This window comes from Salipiger sp. HF18 (assembly GCF_011806505.1).
Lineage (GTDB): Bacteria > Pseudomonadota > Alphaproteobacteria > Rhodobacterales > Rhodobacteraceae > Salipiger > Salipiger thiooxidans.
The window spans coordinates 1-14,374 of the sequence record NZ_JAATOS010000073.1; the positions used below are offsets into that span (position 1 = coordinate 1).

The 14,374-nt window shown below is 70.7% G+C and carries 12 protein-coding genes; 6 read left to right on the top strand and 6 right to left on the bottom strand.

The genetic code is table 11. From position 1 onward, the window contains the following. The coding region (locus HC022_RS09205; RefSeq protein ID WP_167452223.1) for an amino acid adenylation domain-containing protein at positions 1-3,478 on the top strand (3,478 nt) is incomplete at its 5' end. Positions 3,479-3,589: 111 nt separating this feature from the next. Continuing rightward, positions 3,590-4,069 carry a MarR family winged helix-turn-helix transcriptional regulator gene (locus HC022_RS09210; protein WP_175583515.1) on the top strand — a complete coding sequence of 160 codons (480 nt, stop codon included), beginning with the start codon at positions 3,590-3,592 and terminating at the stop codon, positions 4,067-4,069. A 21-nt stretch (positions 4,070-4,090) separates the two neighbouring features. On the opposite strand, the gene HC022_RS09215 is transcribed toward HC022_RS09210, so the two are convergent. Next, positions 4,091-6,031, bottom strand: coding sequence for a TonB-dependent siderophore receptor (locus tag HC022_RS09215; protein WP_167452224.1), 1,941 nt, complete (start codon positions 6,029-6,031; stop codon positions 4,091-4,093). 363 nt (positions 6,032-6,394) lie between these two features. Here HC022_RS09215 and HC022_RS09220 point away from each other — a divergent pair, with 363 nt between their 5' ends. From HC022_RS09220 to HC022_RS09230, 3 genes are all read left to right on the top strand, one after another. Beyond that, positions 6,395-7,396, top strand: a complete 1,002-nt coding sequence (locus HC022_RS09220) for a phosphatase PAP2 family protein (protein ID WP_167452225.1) — start codon at positions 6,395-6,397, stop codon at positions 7,394-7,396. An 85-nt stretch (positions 7,397-7,481) separates the two neighbouring features. Continuing rightward, positions 7,482-7,832, top strand: coding sequence for an MbcA/ParS/Xre antitoxin family protein (locus tag HC022_RS09225; RefSeq protein WP_008887721.1), 351 nt, complete (start codon positions 7,482-7,484; stop codon positions 7,830-7,832). Beyond that, positions 7,832-8,338, top strand: a complete 507-nt coding sequence (locus HC022_RS09230) for an RES family NAD+ phosphorylase (RefSeq protein ID WP_167452226.1) — start codon at positions 7,832-7,834, stop codon at positions 8,336-8,338. The genes HC022_RS09225 and HC022_RS09230 overlap by 1 nt, the downstream gene beginning before the upstream one ends. 63 nt (positions 8,339-8,401) lie before the next feature. On the opposite strand, the gene HC022_RS09235 is transcribed toward HC022_RS09230, so the two are convergent. The 4 genes from HC022_RS09235 to HC022_RS09250 all read right to left on the bottom strand — a co-directional run bounded on the left by HC022_RS09235 (position 8,402) and on the right by HC022_RS09250 (position 11,474). Next, on the bottom strand, positions 8,402-9,367 hold the full coding sequence (locus tag HC022_RS09235; protein ID WP_167452227.1) for a pirin family protein: 966 nt from the start codon (positions 9,365-9,367) through the stop codon (positions 8,402-8,404). A 127-nt stretch (positions 9,368-9,494) separates the two neighbouring features. Beyond that, entirely contained in the window at positions 9,495-9,794 is a 300-nt protein-coding gene (locus tag HC022_RS09240; protein WP_089960144.1) for a GNAT family N-acetyltransferase, read from the bottom strand. Between the two features lie 130 nt (positions 9,795-9,924). Next, on the bottom strand, positions 9,925-10,536 hold the full coding sequence (locus tag HC022_RS09245) for an alpha/beta hydrolase (RefSeq protein WP_167452228.1): 612 nt from the start codon (positions 10,534-10,536) through the stop codon (positions 9,925-9,927). A gap of 5 nt (positions 10,537-10,541) precedes the next feature. Further along, a complete protein-coding gene (locus HC022_RS09250) occupies positions 10,542-11,474 on the bottom strand; it encodes a VOC family protein (RefSeq protein ID WP_167452229.1) in 933 nt (310 codons plus the stop codon). 129 nt (positions 11,475-11,603) lie between these two features. On the opposite strand from HC022_RS09250, the gene HC022_RS09255 reads away from it, so the two are divergent. After that, positions 11,604-12,530, top strand: a complete 927-nt coding sequence (locus tag HC022_RS09255) for a LysR family transcriptional regulator (protein ID WP_254885018.1) — start codon at positions 11,604-11,606, stop codon at positions 12,528-12,530. Positions 12,531-12,550: 20 nt separating this feature from the next. On the opposite strand, the gene HC022_RS09260 is transcribed toward HC022_RS09255, so the two are convergent. Beyond that, a complete protein-coding gene (locus HC022_RS09260; protein WP_167452231.1) occupies positions 12,551-13,744 on the bottom strand; it encodes an MFS transporter in 1,194 nt (397 codons plus the stop codon). Between the last annotated feature and the right edge of the window lie 630 nt (positions 13,745-14,374).

The window sequence follows — 14,374 nt, forward strand, 5'->3', positions numbered from 1 at the left end:
GGGCACGGGCGCCGCAATCGTGCAACTGGCCGAGGCCGCGGGCGCCCACTGGACCGACGTGCTCACCGCCCTCACCGGCGCCTACGTGGCGCGGCACCTCGCATCCGTGGCAAGCGGCGCCGCGTCGGACGTGGTGCTTGGCATCCCGCTGCAGAACCGCATGGGCCGGGTGGCCCGGACCCCCTCGACGCAGGTCAATGTCCTGCCCCTGCACCTCGTGATCGACGAGACCGCGCCGCTCGCCGACTGGCTGCGCGGTGCTGCCGCGCGGCTCGCCGCCATGCGCCGCAACAGCCGCTACCGGGGCGAGGCCCTGCAGCGCGAGCTTGGCCGGATCGGGGCAGGGCGCAGGCTCTGGGGGCCGCTGGTCAACATCCTGCCCTTCGACGCCTGCCCGTCGCTTTCACGCTGCGACACGCGGTTGCAGATCCTCGGCGCGGGGTCGGTGGACGACATCACCTTCTGCTTCCGCGGCGACCCCGGGGCAGGCCTGCTGGTGCAGGTCGACGGCAACGACGCACGCTATAGCGCCGCCGAAACCGCAGCCCATGGCGCCCGGCTCGCGCAGTTCCTGGCGCAGGCCGTCACCGCCCGGACGCTGGCCGCGGTGCTGACCCTGACACCCGCCGAGACCGAGGCCACGACGCTCGCCCGCAATGCCACGGCCCACCCGGTGCCGCAGACCACGCTCACGGCGCTGATCGAGGCCCAGATGCGCGCCACCCCGGACGCCCCGGCGCTGGTCTTCGGAGACACCCGGCTCAGCTACGCCGAGCTCGATACCCTGAGCGCCGCGCTCGCGCGGCGGCTGGCGTCGCGCGGCATCGGGCCGGGCGCGGTGGTCGGCGTGGCGCTGCCGCGCTCGGTGGCGCTGATCGTGGCGCTTTTGGGCGTGATCCGCGCCGGTGCCGCCTACGTGCCGCTCGACCCCGAGGACCAGAGCGCCCGCCGCGCCGACATGATCGCCCGCGTCTCTCCCGCCGTCCTCCTTGGCGAGGACGGCTTCGACGCCGGATCCGTGCCCGTGCTCCACCCGCTCGGCCCCGAGGTGACGCCCGGTCGGCATGACGTCCCTCCCGACGACGCCACGACCGACTTGCCCGAAAGGTGTTCCCTCGCGACCACACCTCACCCGCAGGGCGCGACGCCGCCCGAAGCGACGCGCGGGGCACCCGACCGCACTCGGCTCGAAACCAGACGCGCCCCGTCCGACAGCCCTCCTGTCGCGCTCGTGCGCGCCCCCTCCGAGAGAACGTCCGTCGCCACCACGCGCGCCCAGCCAGACAGTCCGCCCCCCGAAGCGACGCGCCATCTTCTCGATAGCCCTCCCCCCAGGACCACACCGCAGCCGCCTGCCCCCGAAGATGCCGCCTACGTTCTCTTCACCTCGGGCTCCACGGGGCGGCCCAAGGGCGTGGTCATCGAGCACGACGCCATCGTCAACCGGCTGCTCTGGATGCGCGAGACCTACGGCTTCGGCCCCGGCGACCGCATCCTGCAGAAGACCCCCGCAACCTTCGACGTCTCGGTTTGGGAGTTCTTCCTGCCGTTCCTCTCCGGCGCCACGCTGGTGGTGGCGCCCCCCGGCGCGCAGCGCGACCCGGTGGCGCTGGCGGCGCTGGTGCGGGCGCAGGGCATCACCGCCATGCATTTCGTGCCCTCGATGCTCGAGCTCTTCCTTCAGGCGACGGCCTCCGAAGGGCTCGCCATCGCCCGGGTCTTCGCCAGCGGCGAGGCGCTGCCGCAGCGGCTGGCCGACCTTTTCCACGACCGCATCAGGGGGCGGCTTTTCAACCTCTACGGCCCGACCGAGGCGGCGGTGGATGTCACCGCGCACGAGGCGCTGCCCGGCCAGCCGGGGGCTTTTGTGCCGATCGGGCGGCCGGTCTGGAACACCCGCACCCACCTGCACGATGCGCAGGGGCGGCCGGTGCCCGACGGCGTGCCGGGGCGGCTCTTCCTCGGCGGGCGGCAGATCGCGCGCGGCTACTTCGGCCAGCCAGACCTGACCGCCGAGCGCTTCCTCCCCGATCCCTGCGACCCCGGGGGACGGCTTTATGACACCGGCGATCTGGCGGTGAGCGACGGGGACGGCGTGCTCACCTTCGTCGGCCGCGTCGATCACCAGGTGAAGATCCGCGGCGTCCGCATCGAGCCCGCCGAGATCGACCGGGCGCTCGACGACAGCGGGCTCGTCCGGCAAGCCGCGGTGATCGTGACCGAGGGCCCCGACGGCGGCGCCCGTCTTCTGGCCTACGTGGTGCCCCGCCCGGGCGAGACCGCGGCCTCGATCCGCGCCGCGCTGGCCGCGCGGCTGCCGCAGGCGATGGTGCCGTCGCAGGTGGTGCCGCTCGACGCGCTGCCGCTGACCCCGAGCGGCAAGCTCGACCGCAAGGCGCTGCCTGCACCCGAGACCGACCATCCCGGCGGCGCCACGCCCGACAGCCCGACCGAGCGGCTGCTCGCGGCGCTCTATGCCGAGATCCTCGGCCTGCCGGCGCCCGCCGCCACGGGCACGGACTTCTTCCTCGCGGGCGGGGACTCGCTTGGCGCGGTGCGGCTCTGCCTGCGTATCGAGGACGAGCTGGGCGCCGATCCCGGCCTCGGCGCCGTGCTCGAAACCCCGGTGCTGGCCGACCTTGCGCGGCGGCTCGACGCCAGCCGTCCCGGCGCCGGGGCGCCCGACCTCGGGCTCGGGCCGGTGCTGCAGCTGTCGCAGGGCGAGGGCGCGCCGCTCTTCGCGGTGCACCCGGCGGGCGGGCTGGCGTGGTGCTACCGCAGCCTCGCGCTGGCGCTGCCGGGGGTGCCGGTGGTGGGGCTGCAATCGCCGCTGCTCGACCCCGACACGCCAACGCCACCGAGCCTCGGCGCGTTGGCGCAGCGCTACATGGACCGCGTCGAGGCGCTGCAGCCGCAGGGACCGCTCACGCTGCTGGGCTGGTCGCTGGGTGGCATCATCGCCCACGCCATGGCCGCCGAGGCCGAGCGGCGCGGGCGCGAGGTGGCGCGGCTGGTGCTGCTCGATGCTTACCCCTCGGACTGCTGGCGCAACGAACCCGAGCCCGACGACGGCGCCGCCCTGCGCGCGCTGCTGGCCATCGCGGGCTTCGACCCCGAGGCCCATGCGAACCTCGCGACCCGCGCCGAGGTGATGGGCTTTCTGCGCCGCAAGGGCAACGCGCTGGCGCTGCTGCCCGAGGCGGTGCAGACGGGCGTGATCCGCAGCGTGCAGGCCACCAACGCGCTGGTGCGCGGCCACCAGGAGCCCCGCGTCGCGGCGCCGCTCCTGCACGTCACAGCGACCCGCGATCAGGAGGGCAGCGGCCGCCACGCGGGGCTCTGGCAGGCCTTCGCGGGCGGCGTCGAGCGGCTCGAGCTCGACTGCCGTCACCGGGACCTGATCGCGCCCGATCGGGTGGCCGAGGTCGTGGCGGCGATGGCGGGCCGCCGCCTGCCGTCGCTGTCGCCGGTGCGCTGACCCCCGCGCCAGACCACGGGCACGAAGGCGTGCGTTGCCCGGGTGCTCGACCTTCGGTGCCCGGGCGGCTATCTCGCTGTGGTCAGCCCACCGGCCGCCGGAGATACACCCTTGAGCCAGCACGACACCGCCGCCCCTGCCGATCCCTTCGCGGGCGATGCCTGCCCCGAGATCGGCTACAACCGCGTGTGGTTCAACCTGATGCGGATCCAGCGCTCGCTCGGGCCGCGGATCGCCCGGGCGCTGCGCGAGGCGGGGCTCGAGGATCCGGTCTGGTACGAGATCCTGCTCGAACTCGAGGCGGCGGGCCCCGAGGGCATGGCGATGGCGGATCTCGAGGCCAAGCTCTACATGCCGCAATACGCGCTTTCTCGGCAGGCGCGGCGGCTCGAGGAAACCGGCTGGATCCGCCGCACACCGCGTCCCGGCCCCGGGCGGGGCCAGACCCTCGCGCTGACCGAGGCCGGCAAGGGGCTCGAGACGCAGGTCTGGAAGATCTACGAGGACGCGATCCGCACCCACCTGCAGGACCGGCTCAGCACCGACGAGGCCTACGCGCTGGCGCGCATGCTCATCCGCCTCTATCCTTAGCGGGGGGCGCCCAGGGCGTGGTCAGAACCTCGCCACGGCCACCAGCGAGACGGTGCGTCCCGGCTCCTTGAGCGTGGTGACGTCGCCGTATTCGCCGCCATAGGTGCCGCGGTCGGCGTATTCCTTGTCGAAGAGGTTGGTGATCTCGGCCCGGATCGTCATGTCGTCGAACCGCGGCGGCACGTATTCCGCGAAGAGGTTCACCACCGCGTAGGCGTCGAGATCGTCGAGCCCCGAGGGCATCTCGTAATCCAGCGCCGCGTCCAGCCCGCCGCCGACGCGCAGCCCGTCGATGCCGGTCTTCTGGTCCAGCTCGAAGGCCATGACGGTGCCGAGCGGCGCGCCGAAGTCGAGCGCGTCGTAGCTCTGGGTCCGGTCGCCGTCGACGAAGGCGTCGCTCTTCGACAGGGTGAAGCGCGCGAATCCGCTGTCCCAGCCATAGGTGGCGCCAAGGTTGAAGCCGCGGCTCTCGAAGTCGAAGTTGTCGCTGCCGCCGCGCGCGTCCTCGATCCGGCTCACGAAGAGCTCGCCGCCGATCTTGAGCGCGCCACGCTCCCAGTCGAAGCCCAGCGTGGCGTTGCGCGCCCGGCTGGCCTCGAGCGTGCCGTAATCAAAGGGCGGCAGGAACAGGGAGAAGGTGTAGTTGTCCTCGATGTCGACGCCGCCGAACACCGACGACACGCCGCCGCGCAGGGTGAGGCTGTCGGTCAGCCTGTAGCTGGCCGAGAGGTTGGCCGAGGCCCCCTCGTGCGAGACCTCCTTGCCGGTGACCCCCTCGAAGGTCTGCCAGTCGTAGCGCGCGCCGAACGAGAGGCCGAGCCGGTCGGTGGGCGTCAGCCGGGCCTGCGCGAAGATGCCGGTCGTGCGGCTGGTCTCGGTCTGGTACTCGGCGTAATCCGGGCTGTCGTATTCGCCGAAGCTCTCCTGCCAGTCGACGCCCGCGTCCACCGTGCCCATCGAGAGGTTGAAGGTGTTCTGCAGCGTCGCGGACTTGGTCCAGGACAGGCCGTTGCTGTCCCATGGCTCATTGATGATCACGTCGCTTTCTGAGTAGCCGATGCGCACGGAGGGATCCCAGAGTCCGGTCGCCATGGTGTTCTCGTAGCGCAGGGAATAGCTGCTGCGGGTGGTCTCGTAGCGTCGAAGGGTCTCGCCCGGTTTCACCGGCCCGCCGAAATTGGCCCGCCACTGGCGCAGCGCGTCGTCGCGCAGCTGCTGGGCCGAAAGCTCGAACCGGTGCCCCGAGGGCGCCTCGTAGACCACCTTGCCGAGCAGGCTGTCGAGATCCGCCGCGGTGCCGCCGATGGTGTCGCCGGCGCCGGAGTCGTAATCTTCGCCGCTGGCACGCTTGGCATAGCCCAGCACCGACAGGCCGCCGCTGCGCCCGGCAAGGGTCAGCGCCCGCTGGAAGGTCTCGCCGTTGTCGCCGTAGCTGAGGCGGACGTTGCCGCCGAAATTGCGCCCGTCCTCGAGAATGCTGTCCGGATCCACGGTCTCGAACACCACCGAGCCCGCCAGCGCATAGGGCCCGGCATCGGCGGGCGAGACGGTGGCATCGACCCGCACCTGCTCGAGCAGACCGGGGTCTATGGCATTGGCGGTGACGTGGTGGAAGGCGCGGTTGTTTTGCGGCGTGCCGTCGACGGTGACGCCGAGGTTGAGCATGTCGACGCCGTTGACGAAGATCTTCTGCGCGATGGGAATGCCGCCTCCGACCGAGACCGAGGCGATGCCCGCAAACACGTCCTTCAGGTCGCCGGTCCGCGCCCGCTCGAGCTCGAGCCCCGAGACATACATCGAGGTCGCCCGGTCGGCGGCGCCGGACACCGGGTCCCTGGCCTCGAAATAGATCGGATCGAGTTCGTAATATCCCTCGAGTTCCTGTGCACCCGCTTGTCCCGCGCCGAGTGCTGCCGCCGCGGTTCCTGCAAGCAGGAGCCGTCGCATGTTGTGATGCGCCATGGCTCTGTCCCCTGATGTCCGGAATGTCTCCTGTCGCTGGGGCGCTGCCTGGCTGAGGCCGGACCGTAATCGCGGCATGCATAACATGCAATTGCATGTTTTGGTCGCCATGGGCAGCGTGGCATTCCGACGACACCTGCCCGCAAGGCGGGCACGCGACACCTCGGGCCCGAACAGGCGCCGCGGCCCTTGCCCCGGCGGGAATTTGCCGAGCGGAGCCCGCAACTTGGCAGGGAGACCCTCGCGACATTTCTTGCGGCTTGCCTTCCCGAAAGTGGCCGATAGCCTACATGTCACGTTCCGGGTGGGTTGCCTCGTAGGGCGACACCACGTTTCCTTACGCAACCCAGGGCAGCAGAACCCGTGATCCCCGCATTTTCCTTCTTCGTTTTCGGCATCGCCTATGCGCTGGCCTCCTTCGTGATCGCGGTGTTGCTGCGCGACGGGGTGGTCCGCGACATGCTGTCCACCTTGACCTCCGATCCGGACGTCTCGCTCTGGTACGTGGCGGTGATCGCAGTGCTGGTGTCGCTCTGGGCGATGCGGGCCGAGGCCCGGCGCGGCGTCGGCACGGGCAGGGCGGTCGGCAACGTGCTCATGGTCTACGCGGCGATCTTCGCGCTGCACCTCGGCTTCACCCTGTTCAAGACCACGATGCCCCAGATCGTGCCCTATTACGCCGACCCCTACCTTGCGCGCTTCGACGCCTGGCTGCACGGCCACGTCGACGCCTGGGCGGTGATCAACCGCGCCTTCGGCTCCGAGACCATGCTGCGCCTCGCGCCGCTCTACCACGGGCCGTGGCTGGTTGTGGCCTTCCTGTTCCCGGTGGTGCTGGTGGCCTGCGACGACGACCACGCGCGGGTGCGGCGCTATCTCGTGCTGTATTGCGCCAGCTGGATCGTCATCGGCAACGTGCTGGCGCTTGGCGGCATGTCGGTGGGGCCGGTGTTCTATGACCGCATCTACGGCAGCGACCGCTTCGCCTCGCTGACCTTGATGCTGAGCTTCGCCGGCGTCGGCGACACCACCATGGGCGCGCTGCAGGATTACCTGTGGGAGATGTACTCGGCCGGGCAGCGCAGCTTCGGCGCCGGGATCTCGGCCTTTGCCTCGGTGCACGTGTCGGTGGCGACGGTGGTGGCGCTTTACTGCGGCGAACGTTCCGCGCTGCTGGCCTTCCCGGCGGCGCTGTTCTGCGGGTTGATCCTGCTGCTGTCGATCTGGAGCGGCTACCACTACGCGGTGGACGGCTATTTCTCCATCGGGGTCATGGCGCTCTTGTGGATGTACCTGCGCCGCCGCTCCCGCACGTCCGAGCCCGGCACCGCCAACGCCGTGCTGCTGCAGGTCCGCAAGGACTGAGCCCGCGCCCCGGCGCGGCCTCTGCACTTGAAAATCGGTGATTGTGACGCTATATTGCGTGACAGTCACCGATAGGAGCCAGGGCATGCACATCGCAAACTTCGCCGAAGGCGGGCAGTTCGAGCCCCGCAAGATCGCCGCCGCGCTCCGCACCTCGGCGGAGGAGGTCGCGATGACCGTGGGGCTCGGCAAGGACGCCCTGCAGCGCCGCACCCGCATCAGTTCCGACAAGACCCAGCGCCGCCTGCGCGAGCTGGTCGAGGTGCTCAACAAGGTCGAGCCGCGCTTCGGCTCCGAGCTCATGGCCTATGCGTGGTACCGGTCCGAGCCGCTGCCCGGTTTCGACGGGCGCACCGCGATGCAGCTGGTGCAGGAGGGCAAGGCGCAGCAGGTGCTCGAATACATCGACGCGGTCGACGCCGGCATCTTCGCCTGATGCCCCTGACAGACGGGCGCTACGCGGGGCCACTCTATCGCGCCCTGAACCCGGTCTATGCGCGCGAGCCCCTGTCGGGCCGCGGCGCCGAGCTTTACGGCGGCCGGTTCAACGCCAGGGGCACGCCCGCGCTCTATACCGCGCTGGACCCGGCGACGGCGCTGCGCGAGTCGAGCCAGGCGGGCAGCCTGCAACCCACGGTCCTGGTCTCCTACCGGGCCGACCTCGGGCCGGTCTTCGACAGCCGTGACGCGGGCGCGCTCGAGGCACGGGGCATGTCGGCCGGGGCGCTGGCGGATCCGGGCTGGCGGGCGGCGATGCTCGACGGCAGGCCGGTGCCGACGCAGGAGTTCGCGCGCGCTCTGGTCTCCGACGGGTTCGCAGGCCTGCTGGTGCGCAGCTACGCCAAGGGCGCGACCGGGGCCAACCTCGTGCTCTGGCGGTGGACGGATGAGGGCAGCGCGCTGGCCGTGATCGACGACGAGGACCGGCTGGGGCGCATGTGAGCGCCCCGGCCGCGCGATGGTCCGGACCTTTCGAACGGCCCGGACAGCGCGCCATGCCCGCAGTCAGTCCCAGCCGCGGGGCCGGGTGCGGTCGAGCTCGGGCGAGATCGGGATGAACTCCTTTTCGTCGCCCGGCGGCAGCCGGAACGGGCCGTTGGCCCAGTCCGCGGCCTTCCAGTCTTCCTTGGCCTGCTCGATCCGGTCCTTCGAGGACGATACGAAGTTCCACCAGATGTAGCGCGGCCCGTTCATCGTGGCCCCGCCAAGTGCCATCAGCCGCGCGCCCTGCGGACCGGCCTTGACCGAGATCCGGTCGCCCGGGCGGAACACCATCATCCGGCCTGCCTCGAAGATGTCGCCGGCGACATCGATCGCACCTTCGGTGACGTAGATCCCGCGGTCCTCCTGATCGTCGGGCAGCGGGAAAGCCGCGCCGGGCTGCAGCACCACGTCAAGGTAGAAGGTCTCGGTCGGCATCGCCACGGGGCTCTGCGCGCCATAGGCCGCGCCGAGGATCAGCCGCGCCTCGCAGCCCGCGTCCGAGATCACCGGCAGCGCCTCCTTGCCGTGGTGCTCGAAGTCCGGGTCGGTCTCTTCGAGATGCTCGGGCAGGGCGATCCAGGTCTGGACGCCGAACAGGCTGTGGCGGGTGCCACGGGTGTTCTCGCTGGTGCGCTCGGAATGGGTCACGCCCCGGCCCGCGGTCATCCAGTTGACCTCGCCGGGGTAGATCATCTGGTGGCTGCCGATGCTGTCGCGGTGCTCGAACTCGCCCTGATACAGGTAGGTGACGGTGCCGAGCCCGATATGCGGGTGCGGGCGCACGTCGATGCCGCCCTCGGTGATGAACTCGGCCGGGCCCATCTGGTCGAAGAAGATGAACGGTCCGACCATCTGCCGTTTCGGCGAGGGCAGGGCGCGGCGGACGTCAAAGCCGCCGATGTCGCGGGCGCGGGGGATGATCAGCGTCTCGAGCGCACCGCAGCCGAAGCTCGGGCATTCGGGGTCCTGGGTGGGGTTCCAGCTCATGTCGGGTCTCCTCTGGGGGGACGGCGTTACCGCCTCTGTCCTGTGTGTCGTCCTGGCACGGGCGATGTCTCGCCCGCACGACCTGCGCGCCGCCGCGCCGTGTCCGGGGATCCTGCGACCCGGCGCGTCACCACTGGATGACGTCGGCGGTGTCGTCGCGGTGGCGCATGGCATAGCCGCGCACGAATGGGCAGAGCGGCACGATGCGCTGGCCCTTGCCCCGGGCGTCCTCGAGCAGCCGCAGCACCAGCGCCCTGGCGATGCCCATGCCGCGCATGCTGTCGGGCACGGCGGTGTGGTCGGCGATGATCAGCGTCGGCGAGACCTTGGAAATGGTCAACTCGCCTTCGCCCGCGACGCCCTCCACCGTGGCGACGTAGCGCGCCTTGCTGTCGGTTTCGCTGTAGCGGATGATCGGATCGCTCATTGTGATGACTCCTTCAGGGGGGCTGGTTCAGAGATCTGGGCGGAACCGGCCCGGCACCGGGGCGGCCGCGTCCCGAGCGCTGCGGCGAGGGGAGGCCTCCGGCGCCCGGGAAGGGGGGCGCCGGGGCAGGTCATGCGGTGAGCAGCTCGGCAAGGGCAGAGATCTCGCCCTGCCTCACCTCGTGGCCGCCGTCGTGGACCTCGGTCCGGAGCTCGGCGCCATTGTCGGCAAGCCACGTCAGCAGCCCTTCGGTCAGCGGCCACGGGCAGATCGGATCGCGGCGCCCGGCGGTGACCAGCACGCGCCGCCCGCCAAGATCCGCCGTCGCCGGCTGCCACGGGATCAGCGGGTGCAGCAGCCCGACCCGGTCGAAGAGATCGGACCGCGCCATCACCACCGAGGCGAGGATGTTGGCGCCGTTGGAATAGCCGAATCCGTAGACCGGCACGCCCGGGTGCGCGGCCTTGTGCCCGGCCACGAAGGCCACCATCCGCGCGGTCCGCCCGGCGAGGTCTTCCATGTCGTAGACCCCTTCGCCGGTGCGCCGGAAGAACCGCGCGGCACCGCCCTCCGAGACGTCGCCGCGGGGCGAGACGATGCCCGCGCCGGGATGGATCTGTCGCGCGAGGTCGAAGAACTGGTGCTCGTCGCCGCCGGTGCCATGGAAGGCGAAGACCAGCGGAGCACCGGGCTCGGGGGCCCGGGTGCGGGCGTGGTAGCTCAGGGTCCGGGTCCGGGTCATGGCGCTCAGGCTCCGATGGCGGGCAGAAGGTGTTCGATCCGGTCGCGGAACGGCTCGTAGCGGGTCGGCAGCTTCAGCGCCTGCCCGAGCTTCGCCGTGTCCTCGTCCCGGTCGAAGCCGGGTTCGTTGGTGGCGATCTCGAAGAGCACGCCGCCGGGGGCGCGGAAGTAGATCGCCCAGAAGTAATCACGGTCGATCACCGGCGTCACCTGGTAACCGGTGTCGAGCAGCGCGTCGCGCACCCGAAGCTGGGCGGCGCGGTTCTCGACGGCGAAGGCGATGTGGTGCACCGATCCCGCCCCCTGCGCGGCGGTCCTGCCGCCGGCCACGGTCTCGAGGTCGATGGTGTCGGCGGCGTTGCCGCCCTCGATCCGGTAGCGGGTCACGGCGCCGTCGGTCTCGTCCTTCCGGTAGCCCATGAAGCCCAGCAGCTCGGCGGTGGCGGCGCTGTTGCGCAGCCGCATCCGGGCGCCGTGGAAGCCGAGGATGCCCGCGTCCGGGGGCACGTCCGTCCCGGTCCAGGCGCTGCGCCCGCGCTCGGCGCTTTCCACCAGCGCAAAGCCGTCGCCGTCGGGACCGTCGAAGCTCAGCCGCGTCTCGCCAAGGAAGCTGTCCTCGCTCAGCCCGGTCACGCCCCTGGCGGCCAGCCGGTCCTTCCAGTAGCCGAGCGTGCCCTCGGGCACGGCGAACTCGGTCACGCCGACCTCGCCGGTGCCCCGGCGCCCCTGCGGCATCTGGCCGAAGGGGAAGTAGGTCATCACCGACCCGGGCGTGCCGATCTCGTCACCGTAATAAAGGTGGTAGACCTCGGGGGCGTCGAAGTTGACGGTCTTCTTGACCCGCCGCAGTCCGAGCGTGTCGGTGAAGAAGCGGTTGTTCTCGGCCGCATCCGCCGCCATCGAGGTGACGTGGTGCAGCCCTTTGATGTCCTTGATCATCGTGTCTCTCCATCGCGGGATTGATCCTGTTGCAACCAAGGTAAGGGCGGGGATCATTTTCAGGAATAGAAGCTTTATGTCATTTACTATTTCGCTCGGTGATAACAATCTGGCGGCATGCAGACCGCCATGCAGACCATCAAGCCCATTCGGGTGTTCCTGAGCGTCGTCGAGCAGGGCAGCTTCGCCGGCGCCGCCCGCAGCCTGCGCATGACGCCGGCCTCGATCACCCGGATCATCGCCCAGCTCGAGGAAGACCTCGGCCAGCAGCTGCTCCTGCGCACCACCCGGCAGGTCTCGCTCACCGGGGCGGGGGCGATGGTCGCGGCGCGCTACCGCCCCGTGCTCGAGGAGTTCGACCGCGTCACCGAAGAGATCACCCGCACCACCCGCCCCGACCGCGGCAGGCTGGCGATCAACGCGCCCATGTCCTTTGGCATGCGCTTGATGCCCGGGCTGGTGGCGAGCTTCCGGCTGGCCTATCCCAACATCGCGCTCGACGTGCAGCTCACCGACGTGCTGGTCGACATCCTCGACGAGAGCTGCGATCTCGCCATCCGTATCTCGGACCCGCCGGGCGACAAGTCGACGATCTGGCGCCGGATCTGCCATGTGCCCCGGCAGGTGGTAGCGGCGCCCGCGCTTTTCGACCGCATCCCGCGGCCCGAAACGCCGGAAGAGCTGCCGCCCGCGCAGTGCCTCTCCTACGGCCACGGCGGCGCAGCCGAGAGCTGGACCTTCACCCGCGGCAGCCTGCGCCGGACGGTGCGGGCGGGCACCGACGTGGTGTCGAACAACGGCGAGTTTCTCCATGCCATGGCGGTGTCGGGCAATGGCATGGTGAACCTGCCGGATTTCCTCGTGCGCGAGGCGCTGGCCTCGGGCGCGCTCGAGGTGGTGTTGCCGGACTGGCAGATCGCGCCGCTCAACCTCATGCTCTACTACCCGCCCTACGAGAAGCTGCCGCCGCTGGTCGAGACCTTCACCGATTTCTTCGAAGCCTATATCCGCGACGTCGAGAGCTTCGATTTCGGCCCCGATCCGGCGCCTGCCTGAGGCACCGGGCGGCGCAGGCGTCACCGCAGCCGGCGGAAGCGCAGCTGCACGATCACCGCCAGCCCCGCCAGCGCCCCGCCAAGCACGCAGACCATCGGCCAGCCGCCGTGGCGGAAGGCAAGGCTGGCCAGCCCCGACCCGGCCGCGCCGCCGAGGAACATGGTGCCCATGAACAGCGTGGTGACGCGGGACCGGATCTCGGCGCCAAGCGCGAAGACCACGTGCTGGTTCGAGATCATCGCCGCCTGCACCGCGAAATCCAGCACCACGACGCCCGCGACCAGCCCGACGAGCCCCGGCCAGAACCCGAAGATCATCCACGAGACCAGCGTCAGCACCGCCCCCGCGAGGATCACCAGATGCGGCCCCCGACGGTCGGCGATCCGCCCCGCCATGGGCGCCGCGGCGATGCCCGCAAGGCCGATCAGCCCGAACATCCCCGCGACATCGGCGCCAAGTCCGAACTGCGGCCCGTCGAGGTAGAGCGCCAGCACCGTCCAGAACACCGAGAAGGCGGCGAAGAGCAGCGCCTGCGTCAGCGCCGCCACCCGCAGCACCGGCTGGCCGCGCCAGATCCCTGCGAGCGAGCGCAGCAGCGCCGGGTAGCGGGTGCCGCCCTGGACGGGCTCGGAGGGCAGCATTCGCGCCAGCACCAGCCCCGTGACGGCGGCCACCGGCACCGCCAGCGCGAACATCTCGCGCCAGCCCCAGTATTCCGCCACGAGCCCGGCGAGCGTCCGGCTGAGCAGGATGCCGGTGAGCAGCCCCGCCATCACCGTGCCGACCACCGATCCGCGTCGCTCGGGGCTGGCGAGATGCGCCGCGAAGGGCACGATCTGCTGCGCCACCGTGGCCGTGGCCCCCACCAGCAGCGAGGCGCCCACCAGCGCCGCGCCGCCGGGCGCCAGCGCCGCAAACAGCAGCACCGCCGCCAGCGCGAGGAACTGGGTCAGGATCAGCGTCCGCCGGGGCAGCACGTCGCCCAAGGGCACCAGCAGCACCAGCCCTGCCGCGTAGCCGAGCTGCGTCACCATCGGCACGAGCCCGGTGACGCCGGGGCCGAACTCGGACTGCATGATCTCGAGCATCGGCTGGTTGTAGTAGATGTTGGCGACGGCCGCGCCTGCGGCGATCGCCATGGCCAGAAGCAGCCCGCGGGACAGCTGCGGGGCGCCGTCCGAGGGCGCGGAGGGGCCGGGCGAGAGAGAGGACATCAGGGGTCTCCAGGGGCGGGCAGGGGCTGCGGGTGACTTCGCTTGTCCGGACATAGCGCCGCCGCTCTTCGATCGGTAGCCAGCTGTTACGATTGGCCGGTGTATCGCGTGAGGGTATAATGGATCTCGCCAATCCCTCCGTCTTCGTCCACGCCGTGCGCCACGGGGCCTCGCCGCCGCGTCCCGACACCCGGGCCTCGCGCCCATGGTGACGTCGCGCCGGCTGGCCGCGCTCGGGGACGAGCTTGGCGCCCGTCTCCTGCACCGCACCACGCGCGCGCGGTCCCATTGGCGGTCATTCATCGCAAAGTCTGCACGCGGCGCCGCCGAAGGGACGCGATACGGGGGATGCGCGACCTGCGAGAACCGGCTTTGTCATGGAGGAAGTGGGAGCGCGGCGACCCCAGGGAGGAGGAGAGGGGCCGCCGCTGAATTGCAGGGCTCAGGGAGGAGGAGAGAGCCCGGCAAATTCCGCTGGCACGTTACCGTGCCTCGTGGATCAATCTAGGGGTCGCTGCATCGCAGAACAAGGGGCCGACAGGCAAAGCCGCGCGGCAATTGATGCATAATCGATGCAGGAAGCGGGACTGCCCAAAATTCGTGCGAAACGGCCCCGCCGATACCCATTAT